Raw genomic sequence first — 23,809 nt, 5'->3', positions numbered from 1 at the left:
ATTAATTTTAATCTATGGCATCTTCTGTTTGTCGCATATGTTCAAGGTTGAGGTTACCACCAAGATGGGGACAATCCAGGAGTTGCTGTACAGAGGCGAAATTTACTTCATCTTTATGGTAAGAAAAAGTAGTTGCCAGGGTTTTTGCCAGATTCTTATCGCTAAGGTTGATGTCTACATCGTCTGTACGGAACTGGCAGGGATGCTCATATCCGCAGGCATGGCTTATCTGTAGCAACTCTTTTCTGAATTTCACAAAGTAGAAATTGGTACGCATGGCCTTGTCTTTTACGTTAATGCCAGATTGCAGCCATTTGTTCTGGGTGGCCACTCCGGTAGGGCAGGTATTGGTGTGGCAGCTTTGTGCCTGTATACATCCAACGCTCATCATGGCTTCTCTGGCCACGTTTATGATATCGGCTCCAAGGGCGAAAGCCATGGCAGCCTTTGCCGGAAATCCAAGTTTCCCTGCCGCTACAAATACTATCCTTTCGGTAAGTTTATACCGCTGGAAGATCTTGTAAATATCGGTAAATGCGTAAATCCAGGGCAGGGAAACGTGATCTGCAAAGCTGGGAGGTGCCGCACCTGTACCTCCTTCACCACCGTCTATGGAGATAAAATCGGGGCCGTGATCTTTTTCCTGCATGATCTTCGCCAGTTTTTCCCAGTCCTTAAGCTGGCCTACTGCCGATTTGATTCCTACCGGAAGGCCGGTAGCCTGGGCCATCTTTTCCACGAATTCAACCATGCCTTCTACATCATCGAAAGTGGAATGGTAGGGAGGCGAAACTACATCCTTACCCATAGGAACACCGCGTATCTCTGAGATCTCTTTCGATATTTTCGCTGCAGGTAATACCCCACCTTTGCCTGGTTTAGCCCCTTGTGATAGTTTTAGTTCTATAGCCCTTACCTGCGGATTTTCCTGTACCAGCTTTACTAATTTCTCCATGGAAAAATTACCATCCTGGTCTCTAACCCCAAAATATCCGGTGCCAATTTGAAAAACAACATCGGCTCCCTTTTGGTGGTATGGGGAAAGCCCGCCTTCACCGGTATTATGATAGGCGCCGGAAAGCTTACAACCTTCATTCAAAGATTCAATGGCCCGGGCAGAAAGGGATCCATAGCTCATGGCAGAGATATTAATGATCGAGGCTGGTCGATAAGGCCTTTTTCGTTTGTTCCAGGCACCCATTACCTTGGCGGAAGGGATCAAACCTGAATTCTTGATATTGGGATGACCATTGGGCAGTTTATAAGGCAGAAGGGCATTATTGATGAATATATAATGCGTGGAGAATATATCCTGGTCTGTCCCAAAGCCCTCGTAATTGTTCACGTTTTTGGCTGAAGCGTAGATCCATCCGCGTTCCCTGCGGTTAAAGGGAAGCTCTTCCCGGTTGTTGGCCACTATATACTGTCGCAATTCCGGGCCTATGCTCTCCAGTGCATACCTTAAATGTCCCACGATGGGAAAATTATGCTTTATGGTATGTTTCTTATTGAAAAATATATCGCCAATGGCAATGATGAGCAGGATGATTAATATCCAGGCCCACCAGGGTATGTTCGCTAAAAAATCGAGTACTTCCTGCATCAGGCCTTGTTTAGATAATCCAGGGTTAACTGGGTCATGGTTTTAACGCCCAGCAGGAGCCCGCTTTCATCTATATAAAAATCGGGGGTATGGTGCCTGGTTGGTTCAGCGTCTACCGGCATCCCACCCAGGAAGAAATAGAGACCAGGCACTTTTTCCTGGAAAAATGAGAAATCTTCTCCTCCCGTGGTGGCCTTCATCAATTTTACATTATCTTCTCCAGCAACTTTTTTAAGGCTGGGCAGCATTTTACTGGTGAGCCCAGGATCGTTGAAGGTGATGGCAGTATTGTTCTGAAATTCGATCTCAGCTTCACCACCATAGGCCTCTGCGATGGTAGAAGCCATGTCGGTCATTCTATGTATGATCAATTCCTTGTTCTTGGGATCCAGGGTCCTCACGGTTCCAATCATTTCGGCAGTTTCGGGGATAATATTGAACCTTACCCCACTGGTGATCTTGCCCACGGTGATTACCGAGGCAGATTCGGTGAGGTCGGCATTACGGCTGATAATGGTCTGGAAGCCATCGATGATCTTGGCAGAGATGAGGATGGGGTCTACGCCGCTCCAGGGAGCAGAGCCATGCGCCTGTTTTCCCTTTACCTTCACTACGAATCTTTCTACGGCAGCCATGGTGCCTTCGGGTTTATATTTGATGGTTCCTACGGGGGTAGCTGCGTTTATATGGAGGCCAAAAATGGCATCCACGTCGGGATTTTGTAGTACCCCTTCAGCGATCATAAGGCTAGCTCCACCTTTTTCGCCCGGGGGCGGTCCTTCTTCGGCAGGCTGGAAAATGAATTTTACCGTTCCGTTGATCTTATCCTTGTTTTCTGAAAGAATCTTGGCAGTGCCCATAAGGATCGCGGTATGCGTATCATGACCGCAGGCATGCATCACCCCGGTTTTGGTACCCAGGAATTCAGTGGTAACCTCAGATTTGAAGGCAAGATCATTCTTCTCGGTCACCGGCAGTGCATCTATATCTGCTCTCAGGGCTACCGTCTTTCCCGGGTTGTCACCTTTTAGGATGCCTACGACTCCGGTTTTGGCGATGCCGGTCTTTGTTTCTATACCCAGGGAATTCAAATAACTGGCAATTTTTTCTGCAGTATTGAACTCACGGTTGGACAGCTCGGGGTTTTGGTGAAAATCCCTTCTCCACTCAATGACCTTTTCTTCAATGTTTTTGAATTCCTCTTCTGGGATCACTTCCTGGGCATGGCCAATGCCGAACATTAATAGCGCAAATAATGATATAATTTTCTTCATAGGGAATTTAAAAGTTTATGATTCGGTAATTATCGTTTTGTAGCTGAACTAATGCGGTCATGGCCGAAAGCGCCATGCTTGCATTTTCATCCATTTTTTCCCGGGTAACCCCATAATGTGTGGCGCTTTGCCCGCAAACAATGATCTTTACACCGTTTTCTGCCAGAGCATCCAGTAAGGGCAGGTTAGGATTGGCTTCCTGGCCGGGAAATTCATCCCGGTAATACCGGTCCTGCAGGACATCATTTACTGCTTTTCCATGGATCACGAGTGCCACTTCCATATTTTCTGGTGGCACGCCGGCATGTTCATGCATATTGAGGTAGCGCGCAGCTGTTTCGATAAGTTTGTTTGGCTCTTCTTCAGCGAAACTTCGATTCACATCAAAAACGACCTTCATTTTAGAAAGCGTATCGGTTTTGAAACCAGGGGAGGATATGGGATAAGTTTTTCCGTAATCAGGGATAAGGTCTCCCTGCTTTAGTTCCTGGGAAAAAGTCATAGAGGTCCATAGCAGGCTAAGCAGAAATAAGTAATTTTTCATGAATGCTCTTCAGCGGTTTTTAGTTGGGTTTTTAAAGATATTAAATTCTAGCTCACTGCTGGAAGGCCAAAGCCAATTGTTTAAAAAAACCAGGTGTTTGGAGTTTCCTTTTTTAAGCATTTTGGTTACCTTTCAGCTTTTAAAAAACGGAGAAAATTTGGAAGCTTATTTAGCTGGATTGAATGATGCACAAAGGGCTCCGGTGCTGCAAAAAGATGGACCCATGATCGTAATTGCCGGAGCTGGTTCTGGTAAAACCCGTGTGCTTACTTTTAGGATCGCATACCTGATGAACCAGGGGGTAGACGCCTTTAATATTCTTGCCCTCACCTTTACCAATAAGGCAGCGCGTGAGATGAAACATCGTATCGCCCAGATCGTAGGGAACAGCGAGGCCAAGAACCTTTGGATGGGAACTTTCCATTCTATTTTTGCAAAAATGCTGAGGTTTGAAGCCGATAAACTGGGTTACCCTTCGAATTTCACCATTTATGATACCCAGGATTCCCATTCGGTGATTCGGGCTATCATTAAAGATATGAGGCTGGATAAGGATGTTTATAAATACAAGCAGGTCTATAACCGGATCTCCTCTTATAAGAACAGCCTTATCACAGTAAAGGCGTATTTTCAGAATCCTGAATTACAGGAGGCAGATGCCATGTCCAAAAAACCGAGACTTGGCGAGATCTATAAGGAATATGTGGACCGTTGTTTTAAAGCAGGAGCCATGGATTTTGATGATCTTCTGCTAAAGACCAATGAGCTTCTTAACAGGTTTCCCGATGTATTGCATAAATATCAGAGCAGGTTTAAATATATTCTGGTTGATGAGTACCAGGATACCAACCACTCTCAATACCTTATCGTAAGGGCGCTTTCAGATAAATTTCAGAATATTTGCGTGGTGGGAGATGATGCCCAGAGTATCTACGCCTTCCGTGGAGCGAATATCAACAACATCCTGAACTTCCAGAAAGATTACGATAATGTACAGATGTATAGGCTGGAGCAGAATTACCGCTCTACCAAGAATATCGTAAATGCGGCCAATTCGATTATAGATAAGAACAAGACCAAGCTGGAGAAGGTAGTTTGGACGGCTAATGATGATGGTCCCAAGATCATCGTGAACAGGCTGTTAACCGATGGTGAGGAAGGCCGTTACGTGGCCAGTTCCATTTTTGAGAACAAGATGCAGCACCAGCTGAACAATGGTGATTTTGCGATCCTTTACAGGACCAATGCTCAGAGTAGAGCGATGGAAGACGCCTTGAGAAAACGGGATATCCCATACCGAATCTACGGTGGGCTTTCGTTCTATCAGCGTAAAGAGATCAAAGATGTGCTTGCCTATCTAAGGCTTATTCTGAATCCGAAAGACGAGGAAGCCCTTAAACGGGTGATCAATTATCCTTCCCGGGGAATTGGAATGACCACCATGGACAGGCTATCTATTGCGGCTAAGGAACACAATCGTTCCATTTTTGAGGTTATCGAAAACCTGAGCCAGTTAAACCTGAATATCAATCGCGGAACCCAGACCAAACTGGAGAATTTTGTGAACATGATCAAAAGCTTCGCGATCATGAACGAAACCAGTGATGCCTTTCAGCTTGCCGATACCGTTACTAAAAAGACTGGCCTGGTGCAGGAGCTGAAAAAGGATGGAACTCCGGAGGGGATCGCGAGAATCGAAAATATTGAGGAATTGCTGAATGGTATTCGTGACTTCGTGGAAGGGCAGAAGGAACTGGCAGATGCCAACGGTTCCCTGGCCGAATTTTTGGAAGATGTGGCCCTGGCGACTGACCTGGATAATGATACCGGGGATGAGGACCGGGTGGCACTTATGACCATTCACCTGGCTAAGGGGCTTGAATTCCCTTACGTATATATCGTGGGGATGGAGGAAGACCTTTTCCCTTCAGCCATGAGTATGAACACTCGAAGCGAACTTGAAGAAGAAAGAAGGCTTTTTTACGTTGCACTTACCCGTGCCGAAAAACAGGCCTACCTGACTTATACACTTTCACGTTACCGCTGGGGTAAACTGGTAGATGCCGAGCCCAGCCGTTTTATCGAGGAGATAGACGACCAGTACCTCGAACTTCTCGTGCCTCAGGATGATTATAAATATAAGCCGCTTATAGACACAGATATATTCGGAGACGAGGTAGATAAGTCTAAACTTAGAACTACTAAACCTAAGGGCGGCACGCCACCACCGGCACATAAACCTTCAGAAGAGCAGTTGCGTAAGCTCAGAAAGCTGAAACCGGCTGCTTCTGAACCTGCCAAGGCAAGAAATACCCTGGAACTTTCAGAAGGAAATGAGGTGGAACATATGCGTTTTGGAAAAGGAAAGGTGCTTAAACTCGAAGGAGCAGGGCAGGACAGGAAAGCCGAAATAGATTTTGACCAGGGCGGCATCAAAAAATTGTTACTGCGCTTCGCCAAGTTAAAAGTGCTCTCTTAATTTAAATTTAGGTAAAACGTAATTTTTACATATATTAGCTAGGAGATTTAAATGATCCCTACAATTGTTTGAGTTTCAATAACCAAACAAAACGAAGTTTTTAAGAGCCCCCTTGAGGGCTCTTTTTTTTGCATTTTCCCTAGGCTTCTTTATTCCAGTATGGTTGCTTCAGGAAAGGCTTCTTCCGGTAATACAACCTGTTAAAAATGATATAAATTAATTCTCCAGAGCGATAATCGAGAAAAATACTGCTGAATATTCTTTATCTTGAAAAGAAAAAAATGATAAGAGAAGGAAGTAAAGTAAGCTGGAAATGGGGTAATGGAACCGCTACCGGTAAAGTGATTTCAACCTATACTAAAGAAGTGACCAAAGAGATAGATGGCAGCGAAATTACCCGTGATGGGGAAGAAGGTAATAAGGCCCTTTATATCGAGCAGGAAGACGGGAGTAAGGTTTTGAAACTTGAAAGTGAAGTGAGTAAAGCAGATTAATAGATTGATCTGCTTCATATTTTATAATTATTAATAGGTTTTAAAAAATTAATTATGGCTGAATTACTGAAAATTTATGATGAAAACCCGGCTCCAAAACATATTAATAAAGTAGTAGAGGTTCTTCGGAAAGGAGGGCTTATTATTTATCCTACCGATACTATCTATGGCCTGGGCTGCGATATCACCAATGTTGCTGCCCTGGAAAAGATCGCCCAGATAAAGAACGTGAAACTTGAAAAATCTAATTTTTCATTTGTTTGCGAAGATCTGAGCAACCTTTCAGATTATGTAAAGCAGATCGATACGGCTACTTTCAAGATCCTTAAAAGATGCCTTCCCGGCCCGTATACCTTTATCCTTCCCGGAGGCAATAACCTGCCTAATGTTTTTAAGAAGAAAAAGACCGTGGGGATTCGAGTGCCCGATAATAATATCTGCCGTGCCATCGTAAAAGGCTTAGGTAATCCTATTGTGTCTACCTCCATCAGGGATGATGATGAGGTGCTGGAATACGGAACAGATCCCGAGCTTATAAGAGAGAAATGGAATCATCTGGTTGATATCGTGATAGACGGTGGCTATGGTGATAACATACCTTCTACGGTAATAGATCTTACCACAGATGAACCCGAGGTGATAAGGGAAGGAAAGGGCAGCATTGATATTATGTAAAGGTCTTCCAAAATTTTATTGATTTACAGTTAATTACATCCTAAAGTACCCTTTATTCTTTTTAATAGGGCTGAACATTCATATTTTAAATAAAAAAATGAATTGTTATGAGCTATATTGAAACCACGAGTAAGGAAAAAGGAAAAAACATCAAACTCTATTACGAAGATTATGGAGAGGGGAAGCCGGTGATACTGATCCATGGCTGGCCACTGAGCCATCGTATGTGGGAATACCAAATAAATTCGGTAGTAGAAGCTGGATTTAGATGTATCGCCTATGACAGAAGGGGTTTTGGGGACAGTGATAAACCCTGGACCAACTACGATTATGATCATCTTGCCAAAGATCTCAATGACATTATCAATAAGCTTGATTTGTCTGAGGTAAGCATTGTAGGATTCTCTATGGGTGGTGGCGAGGTAGCCCGCTATATTGGAAATTACGGAACTTCCAAATTATCCAAGGCTGCGCTCATCTCGGCTGTGCCTCCTTTTATGCTGAAAACAGAGGATAATCCTGACGGTATCGAGAAGGAAGTTTTTGAAGGTTTCAAAAAAGATATAAGAAAGGACCGGCCGGCATTTTTAAATGGTTTCGGAAAGAAGTTCCTGAATTTCGATAAGGTAGGTGACCGCATCAGCCAGGAGATCGCAGATTATTACTGGGCTATTGCCTGTAAGGCATCTTCTAACGCCACCCTGGAATGTGTCGATTCATTTGGTCATACCGACTTCAGGGAAGATTTGAAGAAAATCGATGTCCCAACTCTTATAGTACATGGAGATGCAGACCAGATAGTTCCGCTGGAGATTTCGGGTAAGAAAAGCTCTGAAATAATTCCAAATGCGGAATATCATGTGATACAGGACGCGCCACACGGTCTTATTTTGACCCACACGGCAGAATTTAATAAAATATTCATAGAGTTCCTGAATTCCTGATAGTTAAACAAAAAAGCCCTCGATTCGAGGGCTTTTTTTATATGCATTTTCCAGAACATTGGATCAATGTTTCATAAACATCCAGGAAGGCCTGGTGAACTTCCTCAGGACTTAGAACAAAACCTTTTTTCCTGGCCTCATCGGCTAGGTCATAACCAGATTGAGCAGCCATTAGTCTTTGCACTGGAGTGCCATGATGCTGATCGCTTTCAGAAAGGCAATCCCCCACATTAAAGGAAAGAGTAAAATATTGTTCGATCCGCTTCCAGTTATAAGTCGCGCCCCTTTTATGGGCCATGAAATAGGCCGCGGCAAAATCGGCTTCTAATTCTGAGAATCTGTTCTTTTCAGTTTTAGAGGGGATTTCATCTATATAATCCCAAGTATCATCATTTTCGAACTGCGCCTGGTGCCACCACTCATGGGATAGGACAGCGGTAAAGGCAATCCCTTCTTCTACTCCCACCTCTATAAGGCTTTGCAGCAGTCCATCGCCTATGACCAGCAAGCCATTAGATCGCGTAAAGGCGTCCATGGCGAAATACGGATTTTCGGGGATATTAGGGGAAGCTAAATTCAGCTCCAAAAGAGCCATAGCTTTCTCGTGGGCTTCATCGCGGTTCCTTACGCTTCGGTCGAAGCTCTCGATCATATCTGTAAGCAGTTCGAGGTCGTCCAGGCTTTCAGTATGCTGGCCGTTTAGATAGATCTCCTTTTCCAGTTGCCAGAAACGGGTAAGCTCTCTCATCCTTTTTTCAGCTAACTGGTTAAATTCACCATTCTTTCCGTAATAATTCTCCCCGCGATAATGCGTGGCATATTTACGGTTGAGGTCGCTATAATATATTATAAGATCCAGGTCAAAAACTGGATCATTAATAAGATCTTCAAAATAACCGCTCAGGATCCTGGAAAATTCTGTTCGCTCGCACGATGCATCCAGCAAAAGCTTATCGAATAAGATCTCGTTGACAATATAGGGCTGCTCGGGTTTCGAATAAAAACTATGGCCTTTTTGGATAGCTTTATTCTCGAGAGTTTGAGAAACAACTTCGTTGTTCTGGGAAAGTGGCTCCTCGGTGGAACAGGAGATCATGGTAATCGCAGACAGCAGGGCGCCAAGACACCAGATGTTTACATCGGTCTTCTTCATAGCATCAAAATTTAGGTCTGGTTGGCACTCACTAAAATAACATAAAAAGCTAATACATAGCTCTTTAAGTGTTGAAAATAAAAAAGCCCCGCAATTGCGAGGCTTTCCTTATATCTTATGAAATGAATCTTACTCCTGCCCAGCAGTCGCTTTTTCCATTCCTTCTTCGATCATGTTGTAGAACTGATCCAGCTTAGGAAGAACCACGATTCTGGTTCTTCTGTTCTTGGCACGGCCTTCAGCAGTTTCGTTAGTTGCAACCGGTACATAGTAGCTTCTACCTGCAGCGGTCATACGAGCTGGCTCCACACCAAAATCATCCTGAAGAACTCTAACTACAGAAGTAGCACGCTTCACAGAAAGATCCCAGTTATCTTCGAACATAGAAGTGCTGATAGGCTTGTCATCTGTGTGACCTTCAACCATAAACTCGATGTTTGGCTTGTTCTTCACTACTGTAGCAACTTTTCCTAGTACTTCTTTTGCACGAGGAGTGATATTATAACGACCACTATCGAATAACAACTTGTCTGAAATAGATACGTAAACCACACCTTTTTCAACATTGATCTCGATGTCCTCATCGCTCATGTTTCCAAGAGCTCCTTTAAGGCTTGTTACAAGAGCAAGAGTTACAGAATCTTTCTTGTTCATCGCATCCTGCATAGAACGGATGGCAAGATCTTTCTCCTTAATGCTCTCTAAAGAACGCTCAAGGTTTTCAGCTTCTTTCTTAGAAAGGGTAGCAAGATCACCAACATTATTTAAAAGAGCAGCATTCGTATTATTTAAACGGGTAATCTCCCCGGTCATTCTTTCTTTTTCATCTAAACAGGAGTTCAACTTAACCGTAGCGGTATTCAATTGATCCTGAGTTTCTCTTTGCTTGTCTTCAAGTTCATTGTATTTTTTCTGTGAAACACATGAAGATAGCAAGATGGCAGCTGTTGCCGACAAAAGCATGAATTTTTTCATAACTAGTTTCTTATAATTTTAAATTGTTAGAATGCCCAAAAATATCAAAAAAATAATAAGACGGAAGCGTATTTTAACTTTTCCTTTTTTAAATATTATTACAGGTCGCTGAATTTGTTTTTTCCCTGTATATAATGGGTATAAACAATGGAAGGAATAAAATAATAATCCTTGAAAATGAACCGCTTGGGTCTTTTCTTGCTCATTCTTCCGTAATGCCTGTAAAAGCTGGCATGAGCCTCCAGAATGGCGAAAAAATGATTGAATTTTCCTTCAAAAATGAACTTGATCCCGGCCACGCCATCAAGGATCATTCTCATCAATAAAATGAAGAAAACTTTCCCGGGTTCCACATTCTTCAGAAGTAAAAAAAGTCCGTTCCTGAAGTTGAAAAAGGTCTTCTTAGGGTTCATGTCCTGTAATGTGGCTCCTCCAACATGGAAAATCCGAGAGTTTGCAACATATTTTATGTTATAACCGGCATTCTGAAGTCTCCAGCAAAGGTCTATCTCTTCCTGGTGAGCGAAAAAGTCCTCATCCAGTCCACCAACCTCATTATAGGCATCTTTCCTAACCGCCAGGCAGGCGCCACTGGCCCAGAAGATATATTTGTCCTGATTATACTGTCCGTGATCTTCTTCCAGTTGCTGGAAGATCCTGCCGCGACAAAAGGGATAACCAAATTTGTCCATGTATCCACCGGCCGCACCGGCATATTCAAAATGATCTCTTTTCTTATAATCCAGGATCTTCGGCTGTATCGCGGCCGTCTTAAGCTCCTTTATGAAGGTTTCTATAATGGGTTTTAACCAGCCTTCGGTAACTTCTACATCGCTGTTGAGTAGCACATGAATTTCTTCCGGTACAGATTTCAGGGCGAGATTATAACCTCCTGCGTAACCGGCGTTCCTGCTGTTTTCGATAAGAGTTACTTCGGGGTAATTCTTTTTCAGAAAGCTTACAGAACCATCTGTGGAAGCATTATCTGCCACATAGACCTTTGCTTCAGCAGAGAATTTGAGGACAGAAGGCAGGAATTCATCCAGCAGATGCTTACCGTTCCAGTTTAGTATGACGATGGCTATATTCATTTTCTGATATATTCTGGAAGTTCCTTTAAAAAGATATAATTCTCATTTTCATAATCCATTTTACAGAAATAGTGTTGAAGCCCGTTGGTGACCATAAGAAAATTCGCCTGCAGGCTGAGGTTATACCTGGCGATCTGGTCGAAGGTATCCTGGGTGATCTTTACCGAAGGTGCCTTGCATTCCACGATGATCTGTATATTTCCTTCGGGTTCGAATACCACTACATCATACCGTTTGGTGAGCCCGGCGATCTTCAATTGCTTTTCAACATTGATAAGGCTTAGCGGATACTTTTTTTCCTCCTGTAAAAATTTCACGCAATGCTGGCGTACCCATTCTTCCGGGGTAAGGATGACAAATTTTTTCCTTAGATCGTCAAAAACGGCTATTTTATTTTGATTATTTTTGAACCGAAACGAATAAGGAGGGAAATTCAGTTTTTGCATGCCTCAAAAGTAATAAAGAATATTACAGCCCTGCAATTTACTTTTTTACAATTCCCCGTTTAAACCTGCACTCAAATCCATATGGACGAAGCAAAACAAATTGTAACTGATATCAAGAAAGGAAACATCAAACCCATTTATTTTTTAATGGGAGAAGAGCCCTACTATATAGACAGGATATCAGATTATATAGCTGAAAATGTTTTAAGCGAGGAGGAGCGTGGTTTTAACCAGATGCTGATCTACGGCCGGGATTCCAATGTAGAAGATATTGTGAGCAACGCCAAGCGCTATCCCATGATGGCCGAAAGGCAGGTGGTGATCGTCAAGGAAGCACAGGATCTTTCTAGGACCATTGAAAAACTGGTAGATTATGCTGAAAATCCGCAGCCAACCACAGTTCTGGTACTATGTTATAAATATAAGAAACTCGATAAACGGAAAAAGCTTCATAAGGCCATTGCCAAGACCGGGGTAATTTTCGAAGGAAAAAGGCTTTACGAGAACCAGGTAGCCGACTGGATCATGAAAACCATGAAGGCCAGAGGTTATGCCGTTTCGCCAAAAGCCGCACAAATGCTTGTGGAATTCCTGGGGACAGACCTTGGCAAAATCGATAACGAACTTCAGAAACTACAACTAATTTGCCCTGAAGGCACAACCATTACTCCAGAGATCATAGAAGAGAATATCGGGATTAGCAAGGACTTTAATAATTTTGAGCTGAGGAAGGCGATCGGGGAGAGGGACAGTTTAAAGGCTCACCGGATCATTAATTATTTTGCCCAGAACCCAAAGGACAATCCGCTGGTGGTGACCATTTCCCTGTTATTTTCTTATTTTTCACAGATACTGCAATACCACGGTTTACCCGATAAATCTAAGCAAGCGGTAGCAAAACAGTTAAAGGTGAGTCCTTATTTTGTGAGCGATTATGTGTTGGCAGCTAGGAACTATCCCATGAAAAAAGCCAGCCATGCCATAAGCCTGCTTCAGGAGACCGATGTGAAAAGCAAGGGAGTTGGAGCGGCAAATGTGTCCCAGGGCGACCTTTTAAAAGAATTACTGGTGAAAATAATGAACTAATTTATGAGCAATCTTTCATCATGGATAAGCGCTGCGCGTTTAAGAACCCTTCCGCTTTCAATTTCAGGAATTATTGTAGGAAGCGCGATCGCTGCTCATTCCGGGTATTTCGATATCGCCATCTTCAGCCTGGCCCTGGGGACCACTTTAGGCCTGCAGATCTTATCGAATTTCGCCAACGACTATGGCGATGGCGTCAAGGGGACAGATAATGATGAGAGGATAGGCCCGGCCAGAGCCATACAAAGCGGGCTCATTACTCAAAAAGATATGAAAATGGCGATGGTCGTAACCGCGATCACCACGCTTTTAATGGCCGTGCTACTCATCTATGCCTCTTTTGGAAGTGAAAAACTGCTTTCCGCCTTGTTTTTCTTTGTGCTTGGGATCGCCGCAATTATTGCAGCTATTAAATATACCGTAGGAGATTCTGCCTATGGTTACCGCGGCATGGGCGATATTTTCGTATTTATCTTCTTTGGACTGGTAGCCGTCTACGGTTCCTATTATCTATATGGTCATGATCACCAGCTAATTGGTGTTTTTCCCGCCATAGCTATTGGGTTCCTGAGTGTTGCTGTGCTCAACCTGAATAACCTGAGGGACAGGATCTCTGATGAAAAATCGGGAAAAATGACCCTGGTGGTGAAACTTGGTGAACGCCAGGCCAAGAACTATCATTATTTGCTAATTCTGGGTGCGCTAATGTGCCTGCTGGTATATTCTGTGATCACATCCAAAGAGCTAAATGATTTTATATATATCCTGGCATTCATTCCACTTATTTTTCATTTGAACCGGGTGGTGACCAATAAAGATCCCAGGAACCTGGACCCCGAATTGAAGATCGTGGCACTTTCAACCTTTGGGATTGCCCTGCTGTTTGGTCTCGGGCTTATCTGGTAGAAGTTCCAGCTTTAACAAAATTATATATTCAGTCTACTTCAGGTTTTTAACTGAATCCTTATTTTTATAAAAATCAAGAAATTAAGATTATGAAAATTACCTTTTACGGCCAGAATACCCTGGCGCTTAAAATTGGAGATATTAATGTGCTTGTAGATCCATTTATTACCGGAAATGATCTTTCTAAGGATAAGGTGGATATCATGGACCTCAAGGCCGATTACATTTTACTTACCCACGCTCACCAAGATCATATTTTAGATGCAGAGGCTATCGCCAAAAATACCGGCGCGGTGATCGTTAGTAATTTTGAGATCGCCAACCATTACGAGGAAAAGGGATTCGAGGTTCATCCTATGAATCACGGAGGAAGCTGGGATTTTGATTTTGGGAACGTAAAATACGTGAACGCGATCCATACCAGTTCATTTCCAGATGGTAGCTATGGAGGCCAACCTGGTGGTTTCGTGATAGAAAGCGAACATAAGAACATTTATATTGCCGGTGATACTGCCCTTACCATGGATATGAAATTGATCCCTATGAAGACCAAACTCGACCTGGCGGTTCTTCCTATTGGCGACAATTTTACGATGGGGGTAGACGATGCCATCATTGCCAGTGATTTTATTGAATGTGACAAGATCCTTGGCTGCCACTACGATACATTTGGATATATTGAGATAGATCACGAAGAGGCAAAAAAGAAATTTTACGAAAAAGGAAAAGACCTGATGTTACTCGATATCGGAGATTCTATAGAGTTATAGTAAATGACCGCAGATTATAAAAAGTATATTTTAAAATTCAAACGCCCCAGTGGAACTTCCCGGGGCGTTCTTACTGAAAAAGAAACATGGTTTCTTAAGATTTCTGATGGGGAAGAGTTCGGGATCGGCGAATGCGGTATCCTGAGAAGCCTTAGTTATGATGATCGTCCAGATTATGAAAACAAGCTGAAATGGGTTTGTGAGAATATTAATATGGGTAAGGAAATGCTATGGGAAGAACTTCGGGAATTTCCAAGTATACAATTCGGGGTGGAAATGGCTTTCAAGAGCCTTGAGTCTGAGCATCCCTTTGAGTTATTTCCTTCAGAATTTACTTCAGGCAAAAGCTGCATTCCTATAAATGGCCTTATCTGGATGGGCGATAAGGAGTTTATGAAGCAACAGATCTCTGAGAAGATCGATGCGGGTTTCAGCTGTATAAAATTAAAGATCGGCGCAATAGATTTTGAGACCGAGCTGCAGCTGTTAAAATCCATAAGAAGTAATTTTTCAGAAAATGAAATTGAATTAAGAGTAGATGCCAATGGTGCCTTCGCTCCCCAAGATGCCCTGGAGAAACTAGAAAAGCTGGCAAAATTCAAATTGCACAGTATTGAGCAGCCGATCAAACAGGGACAGATAGAGTCCATGGCTGAACTTTGCCGAAAGACGCCTTTGCCGATTGCCCTGGATGAAGAACTAATTGGGGTTACCAATGTAACAGAAAAAGAAAACCTTATACAAACTATTAAACCTCAGTACGCCATTTACAAACCAAGTTTGATTGGTGGTTTTAAAGGGACCGGGGAATGGAAAGAGATCTGTGAGAGCCAGAATGTAGATTGGTGGATCACCAGTGCCCTCGAGAGCAATGTTGGTTTAAATGCCATCGCTCAATGGACTTATACCCTGCGGCCAGATCTGCCACAGGGTCTTGGTACCGGTGGTTTGTATACCAATAATTTCGAGTGTCCCCTCGAGGTTGAGGATGGTAAAATTCAATATGATCCCGCGAAGAGGTGGGAATTTAATTTTTAGATATATGTTTATAGCTCAGGCCTTTCGTTATTCGCATTCTTTCTGGCGATATTTAGTGATCCCCTTGTTATTTTTCGGCTTGATGGCCCTCAATTATGCCGCGGTAGAGTTCCTGGAACTCGATGTAGCCCAGGTAATGCAAGAAGAGATCGCCCGCAAGGGATCTAACCGGGTACTGGCTGAAAACCTGTTTGCTTTTGTGATCTTCCTGGCTGGTCTATTCTTTTGGGTGAAGTATGTTCACAACCAGCCCATCAAGGCGCTCACCACTTCTCGCAAAAGAGTAGACTGGAGCAGGTTCTGGTTCGCTTTCTTACTGGTGGCTGCCTTTAATATTGTAGTAACTTTGCTGGATTATTTTTCCAATCCACAGGATTATCAACTCAATTTTCAATTAGAACCATTTCTTTACCTGGTTATTATTTCAGTTATCCTGATCCCTATACAGACCAGTTTTGAAGAATATTTCTTCCGTGGTTACTTAATGCAGGGACTTGGACTGCTGGCCCGTAACCGATGGGTGCCTCTGGTGCTCACCTCTTTTATATTCGGAGGCCTGCACTATTTTAATCCTGAAGTGACCAAGCTTGGCGATATCATCATGATCTATTATATAGGTACAGGATTCGTGCTTGGCATCATGACCCTGATGGATGAAGGCCTGGAGCTTGCGCTTGGTTTTCATGCCGCAAATAACCTCATCACTGCTTTACTGGTAACCGCAGACTGGACTGCCTTCCAGACCCATTCCATCTTCAAGGATGTGTCGGAGCCCTCTGCCGGCTGGGACGTACTAATTCCGGTATTCATCGTCTACCCCATCTTTCTTTTTATCATGGCCAAGAAATATAAGTGGAGCAACTGGAGAGAGAAATTATTAGGAAAGGTGAAAAAACCGAAAGAGCTGCAGGCTGAGGTGGCTAACTAGTTATTTTTTTCGTGCAGGTGCCTGTGCATATATAATAAAGATTCTTTCAGATCCTGAATTTCTTTTACAATTAACCGAATTAGGTTAGAATTTTTCCATGTGCGGGATCCAAAGATTAAAGATCTGGTAGCTGGGATTCCATTAAATGTTTTTGTTTTGATAATAAGGAAAATCATTATTTCCGATTTATCCGGAAGCATTTTATCAATTAGAATTGAAGCCCGGAAAATAAAGGAATGTTTAATCGCTGAGCTCCTATTTTTTCTAGTAATTCACCTTATGTCAGTAAGTTATAAGGATTGGTTTTGTGCCATAACGATTTTGGAATTCATAAAAGTTTCTGAAGAAATTTAAAATTTTCATTGCAATTTGTTAACTTTAAGATGTAAGTATTTTCACATCTTAGCATCTGTATGCCAAATAAATACAAAATACCGGAAACCCATCCTGAGTTCAGGCTCAATAAAAGGCACTTCACCAACTCTGAGCTTAAACAGGTGGCTTATAGCTTTATTAAGGAAGGTGAGCCTTATGAGCAGTCTATTGGCAGTTTCCTGCTAGACTGGTTTAAACCAACTACCTATATCGAAGTGCATACATCCGGTTCTACGGGTACACCTAAAAAGATCAGGCTTAAAAAAGAACATATGGTGAATTCGGCCCTGGCTACTTCACGGTTCTTTGATCTTCCTGCATCTACGACAGCTCTTATGTGTCTGCCGGCTGATTATATTGCTGGTAAAATGATGCTGGTAAGGGCCATGTTCCTGGGGTGGGACCTGGATACGGTTCCGCCATCTTCCAATCCGCTGGATAACCTGTTCAAGGTATATGACTTTTCTGCAATGACGCCTTTTCAGCTGGATAATTCCATAGCACGGCTTCACCTGGTAAAAAAGCTTATCATTGGAGGGGGAGCAGTCTCCCCAAGGCTGAAAAAGATGATCAAGGACGTGGATACCAAGATCTTCGAAACTTACGGAATGACCGAGACCAGTAGCCATATTGCAGCAAAAAGACTGAATCCGCAGAAAAAGAAAAATTCTCAGAGGGCCTTCAAAATACTGCCAAATATCCATATTGCCCAGGATGAAAGAGGCTGCCTGGTGATAAAGGCGCCAAATATTCTGGATGAAGAGATCGTTACCAATGATGTGGTGGAGATCCTTACCTATAAAAAATTTATCTGGAAAGGCAGGTATGACAATATTATCAATTCCGGCGGTATCAAGCTTTTCCCGGAACAGATCGAGAAAAAACTGAACAAGGTTTTAGATCATCGTTTTTTTGTCACTTCCATGCCAGACGATGCCCTAGGCGAAAAGCTGGTGCTTTTTGTAGAAGATGATTTTTCTGAAGAAACCATCAATGAGCTTCAGGAGAATATAAATTCTATCAAGGGGCTGGATAAATACGAAAAACCGAAAAAGATCTACCTGATCGAAAAATTCGAGGAAACTCCCAACGGGAAGATCCACCGGGAGAATACCCTGAAAAGTAAGGTCTCATAGTCTAGTTATGAGATACCTCCTGATTATCATTCTTGTCTTATTTAGTTCCATGAAATTGATCTTCGATTTTAGTAAAGATTCAGATATCTCTGACTGGAATGTAGTTGTTGACGGGGTGATGGGAGGAAAGTCTACCGGTAATTTTTCTTTGAACGAAGAGGGTTATGCCCTGTTTTTGGGAGAGATTTCGCTGGCCAATAATGGAGGTTTTTCCTCGGTTCAGTATGATCTTCCACAAATGGAGGTTGGTAGCCATAAGTATATTGCTTTAAGGTTAAAAGGAGATGGTAAAAAATACCAGTTCCGGGTGAAGAATAGAGATGAGGTTTATTATTCCTATGTTCATGATTTCAAGACATCCGGGAAATGGGAGATCATAAAAATTCCTTTGGAAGAAATGTACCCGAGCTTTCGTGGCCGCAAACTAAATCAGCCCAATTTTGATCATGAAACCATAGATCAGGTCGCTATCCTGATAGGTAATAAAAAGGAAGAGAGCTTTCAACTCCTTATAGATAAGATCGAATTGGAATAATTTTCCCATCTTAGACCTCTAAATAATCTTCAGGCTTTATATGAAAAAAATAATCATAGCCCTGTTCCTATTGGGTGCAGGTATGCTTCAGGCTCAGGTCCTGGCGGAAAGGGAAAGGTCACGCGTCACCGATGAAATTCAATCTGAACGTTTTACCCAGCTTTTACCAAAATTGATGGACAGGACGGGAATAGATATGTGGATCGTTATCTCCCGGGAATATAATGAAGATCCTGTATTAAGGACCATGTTGCCTTCAACCTGGCTGAATGCCAGAAGAAGGACCATTCTTGTGTTTTATCGTGACCAACAGGAGGACAGCCTTCAGAAATTGGCTATAGCCAGGTATAAGATTGGAGATAATATCGAGTCTGCCTGGGATAAGGAAGCTCAGCCCGACCAGTGGCAGGCACTGATGGATATCATAGAAGAACGTGACCCGGAAAAGATAGGCCTCAATATTTCTGAAAATTACGGTATTGCCGATGGACTTGTTAAAACAGATTACGATGAGTTTACAAGCGCCTTGCCTCAGAAATTCCAGGACAGGATAGTTTCAGCAGAAGAACTGGCCGTGGGCTGGATCGAGACCCGAACCATGCGGGAAATGATCGTTTACAGCGATCTGGCCAGAATTACTCATGAGATCATCGAGGAAGCTTTCAGCAGTAGGGTGATCGAGCCGGGAGTGACCACTACAGACGATGTGGTATGGTGGATGCGACAAAAGGTTACCGATATGGGGCTAGAAACCTGGTTTCACCCAACCGTGGATATACAAAGAAGCAAAGAGAAGCTGGTAGATCATATCACGGCATTCTCAGACGAGAACGGAAGCTCGGTAATTCTTCCAGGCGACCTGGTGCATTGCGATTTTGGGATCACCTATCTCAACCTTAATACAGATTGCCAGCAGATGGCTTATATTTTAAAGGACGGAGAAGATGAGGCCCCTAAGTTCCTTCGGGAAGCTTTTGCTAAAGGAAATCGGCTTCAGGATATATTGACCTCAAATTTCAAGACGGGGCTTTCCGGAAACCAGATCCTTAAAAAAAGCCTGCAGCAGGCAAAAGAGGAAGGACTTAAAGCTTCCATATATACGCACCCGCTTGGATTATACGGACATTCTGCCGGCCCTACAATTGGAATGTGGGATCAACAGGAAGGGGTGCCGGGAACAGGTGATTATCCCTTATATGAAAATACGGTATACGCGATAGAACTTAATACCGAAGTGGAAATTCCAGAGTGGGAAAAAAGTGTACGTATCATGCTCGAAGAAGCAGGGTTTTGGGGTGAGGAAGGTTTCAGGTACGTAAATCAAAGACAAAGAGAACTTATGCTTATTCCGACGGAAAAAGCAAATAACTGAAAAGGCCGCGCAGCGTTCAATAATTAGTATCCCATTTTCATCATATAATCTGCGGAATGTTTACCAGATCCGTAGAAAATAAAGAAAACACTAATTGCGGTGATCAACAAGGCCAGGATCAATGCGGAAGCATTCATTGTTCCCACAAAATTGATCAGGATCGCCCCGATAAGAATGGGGATCTGCACGATTAGTGCCCACCTCGTTAACAGGCCGAAGGCAATAAGAATACCTCCAACCAGGTGCGCAGATGCGACATAATGTACGATAAGCATCGTACCTCCAAAGCCCTGTAATGGCTTGATGAGTTCGGCCAGCATTTCTGTTTGAGAGATGAACTGTATGCCTTTTATAAAGAAAAAGACACCCAAAGCAACCCTCAACAGGTCCAGCCAGTAATAAGTATGCGAATTGGCCCACTTATTAAGTGATTTTATACTTAACATAATGCTGTGAATTTACATTAAGTTACTAAAAACCAGTTTAATATGGAATTATTTGGGCCGTTAAAAAGCCAGTTTCAGTTTTTTTAGCTTATTTACCTGTAACTGAAGATAAGTGCTTGGTACGGTGCCAAAGTCAGATCTAAACCTTGTTTTGTGACCTCCGGAAGATTATTCTTCAATAATTGCAACTCTTTCATTTCTGAAGGAATTTCAATGGAAGATTCCTCCTTAGAAAAATTAAGTAAAATGAGCATCTTTTTATCACCCATCTGCCTGGTGTAGGCATAAACCTGCTTATGGTCGGGGAACAATAGTTCGTAAGCACCATAAACAAGTACCGGGTTTTCCATTCTGAAATTCACCATTTCTCTAAAATAATTAAGACAGCTGTTCGGGTCTTTGTCCTCGGCCTCTACGTTAACCTCTTTATAATTATCGTTCACCGGTAGCCAGGGAGTTCCGGTGGTAAAACCGGCATGTTCAGAATCATTCCATTGCATGGGTGTGCGGGCGTTGTCACGGGAGAGAAATTTTAATTCAGCCATGTATTTTTCAATATCTCCACCTTCATTCAGGGTCTTTTCGTAGCCGTTCTTCGCGACTATATCCTGGTACTGGCTGATGCTATCAAAGCCGATATTGGTCATTCCCAGTTCATCACCATAGTAGCAATAAGGGGTGCCGCGCATAGTAAGGATAAAGGTATTCAGCATTTTTGAGGAAGCAGCACGAAATTCCGGACTGTCATTTCCGAATTTGGAAACCATTCTAGGAACATCGTGGTTGGCCAGGAAAATTGACAGCCAGCCCTTTTTGGCGAAGGCGCTATCCCATGTGGTATATACTTCCTTTAATTCGGATAGCTTATAACCTTCCAGGCTGTTTCCCACATCCATTCCCTTAAAATGATAGGCCATCTGCAGTTCATTCCTGTCTGCATCCACCAGGGAGTGTGCATCTTCGAAGGTACTTCCTGCGCCTTCAGAAACTGCAAATACATCATACTGGCTTAAAACTTCCCTATTGAGTTCCTTAAGATATTTATGCAGGTTGGGACCCATCCCGTAATATTTGATCACATCCTTTTCATACCCCTTGGGTAGCGGTGGAAAACTGGTGTCCTTTGACACGAATTGGAAAGCATCCAGGCGGAAGCCATCCACACCTTTTTCTGCCCAGAACTTCATAATATCATAGACCTCCTGTCTTACTTTTGGGTTTTCCCAGTTTAGGTCCGGTTGCTTCTGTGAGAAATAATGCAGGTAATAGGCATTGGTTTTAGAATCATATTTCCAGGCCTCTCCTTTAGGATCGAACAGACTGTAGCGATAATTGGGTTCACCCTTTTCAGCCGGCCACCAGTGATAATAATCGCGGTAAGGATTATCACGGGATTTTCGGGATTCCTTAAACCACCTGTGCTCGTCACTGCTGTGGTTTACCACCACATCCATTACGAATTTGATGCCGCGTTTGTGCATCTCACTAAGCATGAGATCAAAATCTTCCATGTTGCCGAATTCATCCATGATCTCGCGGTAATTGCTAATGTCATAGCCGTTATCGGCATTGGGAGAACTGTAGATAGGGTTCAGCCAGACCATGTTCACGCCCAGACTTTCGATATAGTCCAGTTTTTCGATGATTCCTTTGAGATCACCTACGCCATCGCCGTCTGAATCCTTAAAACTTCGAGGATAGATCTGGTATATTACAGCTTCTTTCCACCAGGTCTTTTGAGTATTAGGGATATCAGAGGAATCAGGCTGAGCCAATATTTCATTATAGGTGCTGAAACAGAAAATTAAAGCCAGGGAGATAAATAAAGTTTTCATAGAAGGTCCAGGATATTGATTATCATATCCTAATGTACCAAAAAAATATTTTAAGACCGGATCCTATTCAAGGATCTCGGTCTCAATATAAAATTCCAGGTCGTTCACTTTTAACTCATCCAGCTCTTCCCCGGTTTCGTAGGACTTCCATTCAGAAGTGGCGTTTAATCTTATTTCCTCTTCATCGATGATCACATCTACGGGCATTTCAAAACCTACCACATCGGCTTTCCAGCGGTACAGGATCTGGTCGTCTGCTTGTCTAAGTTGAAGAACAGGTAAAGCAGCGTGTCTTAAATATTGATCGAATACCGGTTCCAGGTCTACCTCGGTGGCTTCATTAAAAAAGTTCTCGGTATCCTGGGTGGTGATGGTTTGATGTTTATAGGTGTTGGTATAATCCTTTAAGGTCTTCCACCATAATTGATCATTATCATATATACTTCTAATCATATTCAGCAGGTTGGCACCTTTATAGTACATATCGCCGGAACCTTCGGCATTCACCCCATAATCACCGATGATCTTGCGGCTATTTCCAATATTCTGACGGATTCCCCTTATATATTTTAAAGCCTCTTCTTTTCCGTACTGGCATTCGATATAGATAGCTTCAGTATAGCTGGTAAAACCTTCATGTATCCACATATCGGCTATATCTTTTGACGTGATACTATTACCATACCATTCATGGCCCGCTTCATGGATTATGATAAAATCCCACTTCAGTCCAATACCGGTTCCGGAAAGGTCATTCCCAAGGTATCCCTTCAAATATTTGTTTCCATAGGCCACGGCACTTTGATGTTCCATGCCTAAATAAGGAGTTTCCACTAATTTGAATCCATCTTCCTCAAAAGGGTAGGGCCCCATTTTTTCATAAAAACAGGCCATCATGTCCTTTACTTCGGTAAAATGCTCTTTGGCTTTTTCGAGGTTGTAAGGAAGTACATAATAATCCAGGTCAAGGTCTTTGTAGGTATCTGAAAAATGCTCGTAGTTCCCGATATTGATCATGATATTATAATTATTTATCGGGTTTACCACTTTCCAGCTCCATTCGGTAAAACCATTTCCCAGGTCCTTTTTACCCAGAAAACGACCGTTGGAAACATTCATCAAACCATTAGGAACTGCAATGTCCATTTGAGCTGTTTCAGGTTCATCGCTTTGATGGTCTTTATTTGGGTACCAAAGACTCGCACCCGTCCCCTGCACCGCAACACCAACCCAAGGCTTGCCTTGTTCATCCTCTGTCCAGACGAACCCACCGTCCCAGGGAGCATTTTCGGCTACCACCGGTTTACCGTGATAGAAAAATTCAATGGAATCTTTAAGGCCCTGCTTTAATGCCTCAGGAAACTGAACAAAAACAGCATTATACCTGCGTTCATATTCAAGTTTATCCCCGGCGTGCATGATGGAGTCGATCTTCATATTTTCAAAAAGATCCAGTTGCATCACCGGCATATCATTTTCAACCTTAAAACTGATCACATTAGATCCCGAAATAAACTGTTTTTCAGGTTCAACTTTCAGTTTTAAATGATATTTAAGAACATCGAAACTTGTTCTTTCCGGTCTTAAGGCACCTCTAAGGCTATCTGCTTCGGTATAATCGGTGTGGTTAGAACCCACTACCTGGGCATGCCCGGCCGCTGCTATAATTAAAGCAGTTAGAAATATTGTCAATTTTTTCATCGT

At 42.8% G+C, this 23,809-nt stretch carries 22 protein-coding genes; 12 read left to right on the top strand and 10 right to left on the bottom strand.

Annotated elements, in window-relative coordinates; all coding sequences use genetic code 11:
* Positions 1–7 precede the first annotated feature (7 nt).
* The 3 genes from FLP08_RS02015 to FLP08_RS02005 are packed head-to-tail and all read right to left on the bottom strand — an operon-like array spanning position 8 to position 3,421.
* A complete protein-coding gene (locus FLP08_RS02015) occupies positions 8–1,603 on the bottom strand; it encodes an FMN-binding glutamate synthase family protein (RefSeq protein WP_156273523.1) in 1,596 nt (531 codons plus the stop codon).
* Positions 1,603–2,877 carry an amidohydrolase gene (locus tag FLP08_RS02010; protein ID WP_156273521.1) on the bottom strand — a complete coding sequence of 425 codons (1,275 nt, stop codon included), beginning with the start codon at positions 2,875–2,877 and terminating at the stop codon, positions 1,603–1,605. The genes FLP08_RS02015 and FLP08_RS02010 overlap by 1 nt, the downstream gene beginning before the upstream one ends.
* Before the next feature lie 7 nt (positions 2,878–2,884).
* Positions 2,885–3,421 (bottom strand): DsrE family protein, encoded by a 537-nt coding sequence (locus FLP08_RS02005; protein WP_156273519.1) that lies wholly within the window; start codon positions 3,419–3,421, stop codon positions 2,885–2,887.
* Positions 3,422–3,578: 157 nt separating this feature from the next.
* Here FLP08_RS02005 and FLP08_RS02000 point away from each other — a divergent pair, with 157 nt between their 5' ends.
* From FLP08_RS02000 to FLP08_RS01985, 4 genes are all read left to right on the top strand, one after another.
* On the top strand, positions 3,579–5,900 hold the full coding sequence (locus tag FLP08_RS02000) for an ATP-dependent helicase (RefSeq protein ID WP_156273517.1): 2,322 nt from the start codon (positions 3,579–3,581) through the stop codon (positions 5,898–5,900).
* A 281-nt stretch (positions 5,901–6,181) separates the two neighbouring features.
* Entirely contained in the window at positions 6,182–6,394 is a 213-nt protein-coding gene (locus FLP08_RS01995; RefSeq protein WP_156273515.1) for a hypervirulence associated TUDOR domain-containing protein, read from the top strand.
* 54 nt (positions 6,395–6,448) lie between these two features.
* Positions 6,449–7,069, top strand: coding sequence for an L-threonylcarbamoyladenylate synthase (locus tag FLP08_RS01990; RefSeq protein WP_156273513.1), 621 nt, complete (start codon positions 6,449–6,451; stop codon positions 7,067–7,069).
* A 107-nt stretch (positions 7,070–7,176) separates the two neighbouring features.
* On the top strand, positions 7,177–8,013 hold the full coding sequence (locus FLP08_RS01985; RefSeq protein WP_156273511.1) for an alpha/beta fold hydrolase: 837 nt from the start codon (positions 7,177–7,179) through the stop codon (positions 8,011–8,013).
* A 37-nt stretch (positions 8,014–8,050) separates the two neighbouring features.
* Here FLP08_RS01985 and FLP08_RS01980 read toward each other — a convergent pair whose 3' ends face one another.
* The 4 genes from FLP08_RS01980 to FLP08_RS01965 all read right to left on the bottom strand — a co-directional run bounded on the left by FLP08_RS01980 (position 8,051) and on the right by FLP08_RS01965 (position 11,678).
* Positions 8,051–9,166 (bottom strand): hypothetical protein, encoded by a 1,116-nt coding sequence (locus FLP08_RS01980; RefSeq protein ID WP_156273509.1) that lies wholly within the window; start codon positions 9,164–9,166, stop codon positions 8,051–8,053.
* Positions 9,167–9,295: 129 nt separating this feature from the next.
* The gene (locus tag FLP08_RS01975; protein WP_156273507.1) at positions 9,296–10,141 is read right to left on the bottom strand and encodes an OmpA/MotB family protein; all 846 of its coding nucleotides are present in this window, start codon (positions 10,139–10,141) and stop codon (positions 9,296–9,298) included.
* Positions 10,142–10,239: 98 nt separating this feature from the next.
* A complete protein-coding gene (locus FLP08_RS01970; RefSeq protein WP_156273505.1) occupies positions 10,240–11,232 on the bottom strand; it encodes a glycosyltransferase family 2 protein in 993 nt (330 codons plus the stop codon).
* Positions 11,229–11,678, bottom strand: a complete 450-nt coding sequence (locus tag FLP08_RS01965; RefSeq protein WP_156273503.1) for a type I restriction enzyme HsdR N-terminal domain-containing protein — start codon at positions 11,676–11,678, stop codon at positions 11,229–11,231. Before FLP08_RS01965 ends, FLP08_RS01970 begins: the two co-directional genes overlap by 4 nt.
* Before the next feature lie 81 nt (positions 11,679–11,759).
* Here FLP08_RS01965 and holA point away from each other — a divergent pair, with 81 nt between their 5' ends.
* The 8 genes from holA to FLP08_RS01925 all read left to right on the top strand — a co-directional run bounded on the left by holA (position 11,760) and on the right by FLP08_RS01925 (position 19,824).
* Complete coding sequence (gene holA / locus FLP08_RS01960) at positions 11,760–12,764, top strand: DNA polymerase III subunit delta (RefSeq protein ID WP_156273501.1); 1,005 nt, start codon at positions 11,760–11,762, stop codon at positions 12,762–12,764.
* 3 nt (positions 12,765–12,767) lie between these two features.
* Entirely contained in the window at positions 12,768–13,670 is a 903-nt protein-coding gene (gene menA / locus FLP08_RS01955; protein ID WP_156273499.1) for a 1,4-dihydroxy-2-naphthoate octaprenyltransferase, read from the top strand.
* A gap of 89 nt (positions 13,671–13,759) precedes the next feature.
* Complete coding sequence (locus FLP08_RS01950; protein WP_156273497.1) at positions 13,760–14,440, top strand: metal-dependent hydrolase; 681 nt, start codon at positions 13,760–13,762, stop codon at positions 14,438–14,440.
* 3 nt (positions 14,441–14,443) lie between these two features.
* The gene (locus tag FLP08_RS01945; protein ID WP_156273495.1) at positions 14,444–15,478 is read left to right on the top strand and encodes an o-succinylbenzoate synthase; all 1,035 of its coding nucleotides are present in this window, start codon (positions 14,444–14,446) and stop codon (positions 15,476–15,478) included.
* Positions 15,479–15,560: 82 nt separating this feature from the next.
* Entirely contained in the window at positions 15,561–16,406 is an 846-nt protein-coding gene (locus tag FLP08_RS01940) for a CPBP family intramembrane glutamic endopeptidase (RefSeq protein WP_341484967.1), read from the top strand.
* Between the two features lie 413 nt (positions 16,407–16,819).
* Positions 16,820–17,917: an AMP-binding protein gene (locus tag FLP08_RS01935; protein WP_156273491.1), complete on the top strand. Its 1,098-nt coding sequence runs from the start codon at positions 16,820–16,822 to the stop codon at positions 17,915–17,917.
* A gap of 7 nt (positions 17,918–17,924) precedes the next feature.
* Positions 17,925–18,452: a CIA30 family protein gene (locus FLP08_RS01930; RefSeq protein WP_156273489.1), complete on the top strand. Its 528-nt coding sequence runs from the start codon at positions 17,925–17,927 to the stop codon at positions 18,450–18,452.
* A 40-nt stretch (positions 18,453–18,492) separates the two neighbouring features.
* Entirely contained in the window at positions 18,493–19,824 is a 1,332-nt protein-coding gene (locus FLP08_RS01925) for a M24 family metallopeptidase (protein ID WP_156273487.1), read from the top strand.
* A gap of 23 nt (positions 19,825–19,847) precedes the next feature.
* Here FLP08_RS01925 and FLP08_RS01920 read toward each other — a convergent pair whose 3' ends face one another.
* The 3 genes from FLP08_RS01920 to FLP08_RS01910 form a co-directional block, all read right to left on the bottom strand.
* Entirely contained in the window at positions 19,848–20,270 is a 423-nt protein-coding gene (locus FLP08_RS01920; RefSeq protein ID WP_156273485.1) for a DoxX family protein, read from the bottom strand.
* 92 nt (positions 20,271–20,362) lie between these two features.
* Entirely contained in the window at positions 20,363–22,105 is a 1,743-nt protein-coding gene (locus tag FLP08_RS01915; RefSeq protein WP_156273483.1) for a glycoside hydrolase family 13 protein, read from the bottom strand.
* A 63-nt stretch (positions 22,106–22,168) separates the two neighbouring features.
* Positions 22,169–23,806: a M1 family metallopeptidase gene (locus tag FLP08_RS01910; RefSeq protein ID WP_156273481.1), complete on the bottom strand. Its 1,638-nt coding sequence runs from the start codon at positions 23,804–23,806 to the stop codon at positions 22,169–22,171.
* Positions 23,807–23,809 lie beyond the last annotated feature (3 nt).

This window comes from Christiangramia aestuarii (genome assembly GCF_009735585.1).
In the GTDB taxonomy this organism is placed as follows: Bacteria; Bacteroidota; Bacteroidia; order Flavobacteriales; family Flavobacteriaceae; genus Christiangramia; species Christiangramia aestuarii.
The sequence above is the reverse complement of the archived record's forward strand: the minus strand, read 5'-3'. Positions and strand labels throughout refer to the sequence as shown.

What these genes read in the sequence shown, in the direction of transcription:
- FLP08_RS02015 (WP_156273523.1), bottom strand. Translation starts at nt 1,603, where the DNA reads ATGCAGGAAGTACTCGATTTTTTAGCGAACATACCCTGGTGGGCCTGG.
- FLP08_RS02010 (WP_156273521.1), bottom strand. Translation starts at nt 2,877, where the DNA reads ATGAAGAAAATTATATCATTATTTGCGCTATTAATGTTCGGCATTGGC.
- FLP08_RS02005 (WP_156273519.1), bottom strand. Translation starts at nt 3,421, where the DNA reads ATGAAAAATTACTTATTTCTGCTTAGCCTGCTATGGACCTCTATGACT.
- FLP08_RS01995 (WP_156273515.1), top strand. Translation starts at nt 6,182, where the DNA reads ATGATAAGAGAAGGAAGTAAAGTAAGCTGGAAATGGGGTAATGGAACC.
- FLP08_RS01990 (WP_156273513.1), top strand. Translation starts at nt 6,449, where the DNA reads ATGGCTGAATTACTGAAAATTTATGATGAAAACCCGGCTCCAAAACAT.
- FLP08_RS01985 (WP_156273511.1), top strand. Translation starts at nt 7,177, where the DNA reads ATGAGCTATATTGAAACCACGAGTAAGGAAAAAGGAAAAAACATCAAA.
- FLP08_RS01980 (WP_156273509.1), bottom strand. Translation starts at nt 9,166, where the DNA reads ATGAAGAAGACCGATGTAAACATCTGGTGTCTTGGCGCCCTGCTGTCT.
- FLP08_RS01975 (WP_156273507.1), bottom strand. Translation starts at nt 10,141, where the DNA reads ATGAAAAAATTCATGCTTTTGTCGGCAACAGCTGCCATCTTGCTATCT.
- FLP08_RS01970 (WP_156273505.1), bottom strand. Translation starts at nt 11,232, where the DNA reads ATGAATATAGCCATCGTCATACTAAACTGGAACGGTAAGCATCTGCTG.
- FLP08_RS01965 (WP_156273503.1), bottom strand. Translation starts at nt 11,678, where the DNA reads ATGCAAAAACTGAATTTCCCTCCTTATTCGTTTCGGTTCAAAAATAAT.
- holA (WP_156273501.1), top strand. Translation starts at nt 11,760, where the DNA reads ATGGACGAAGCAAAACAAATTGTAACTGATATCAAGAAAGGAAACATC.
- menA (WP_156273499.1), top strand. Translation starts at nt 12,768, where the DNA reads ATGAGCAATCTTTCATCATGGATAAGCGCTGCGCGTTTAAGAACCCTT.
- FLP08_RS01950 (WP_156273497.1), top strand. Translation starts at nt 13,760, where the DNA reads ATGAAAATTACCTTTTACGGCCAGAATACCCTGGCGCTTAAAATTGGA.
- FLP08_RS01945 (WP_156273495.1), top strand. Translation starts at nt 14,444, where the DNA reads ATGACCGCAGATTATAAAAAGTATATTTTAAAATTCAAACGCCCCAGT.
- FLP08_RS01940 (WP_341484967.1), top strand. Translation starts at nt 15,561, where the DNA reads ATGGCCCTCAATTATGCCGCGGTAGAGTTCCTGGAACTCGATGTAGCC.
- FLP08_RS01935 (WP_156273491.1), top strand. Translation starts at nt 16,820, where the DNA reads ATGCCAAATAAATACAAAATACCGGAAACCCATCCTGAGTTCAGGCTC.
- FLP08_RS01930 (WP_156273489.1), top strand. Translation starts at nt 17,925, where the DNA reads ATGAGATACCTCCTGATTATCATTCTTGTCTTATTTAGTTCCATGAAA.
- FLP08_RS01925 (WP_156273487.1), top strand. Translation starts at nt 18,493, where the DNA reads ATGAAAAAAATAATCATAGCCCTGTTCCTATTGGGTGCAGGTATGCTT.
- FLP08_RS01920 (WP_156273485.1), bottom strand. Translation starts at nt 20,270, where the DNA reads ATGTTAAGTATAAAATCACTTAATAAGTGGGCCAATTCGCATACTTAT.
- FLP08_RS01915 (WP_156273483.1), bottom strand. Translation starts at nt 22,105, where the DNA reads ATGAAAACTTTATTTATCTCCCTGGCTTTAATTTTCTGTTTCAGCACC.
- FLP08_RS01910 (WP_156273481.1), bottom strand. Translation starts at nt 23,806, where the DNA reads ATGAAAAAATTGACAATATTTCTAACTGCTTTAATTATAGCAGCGGCC.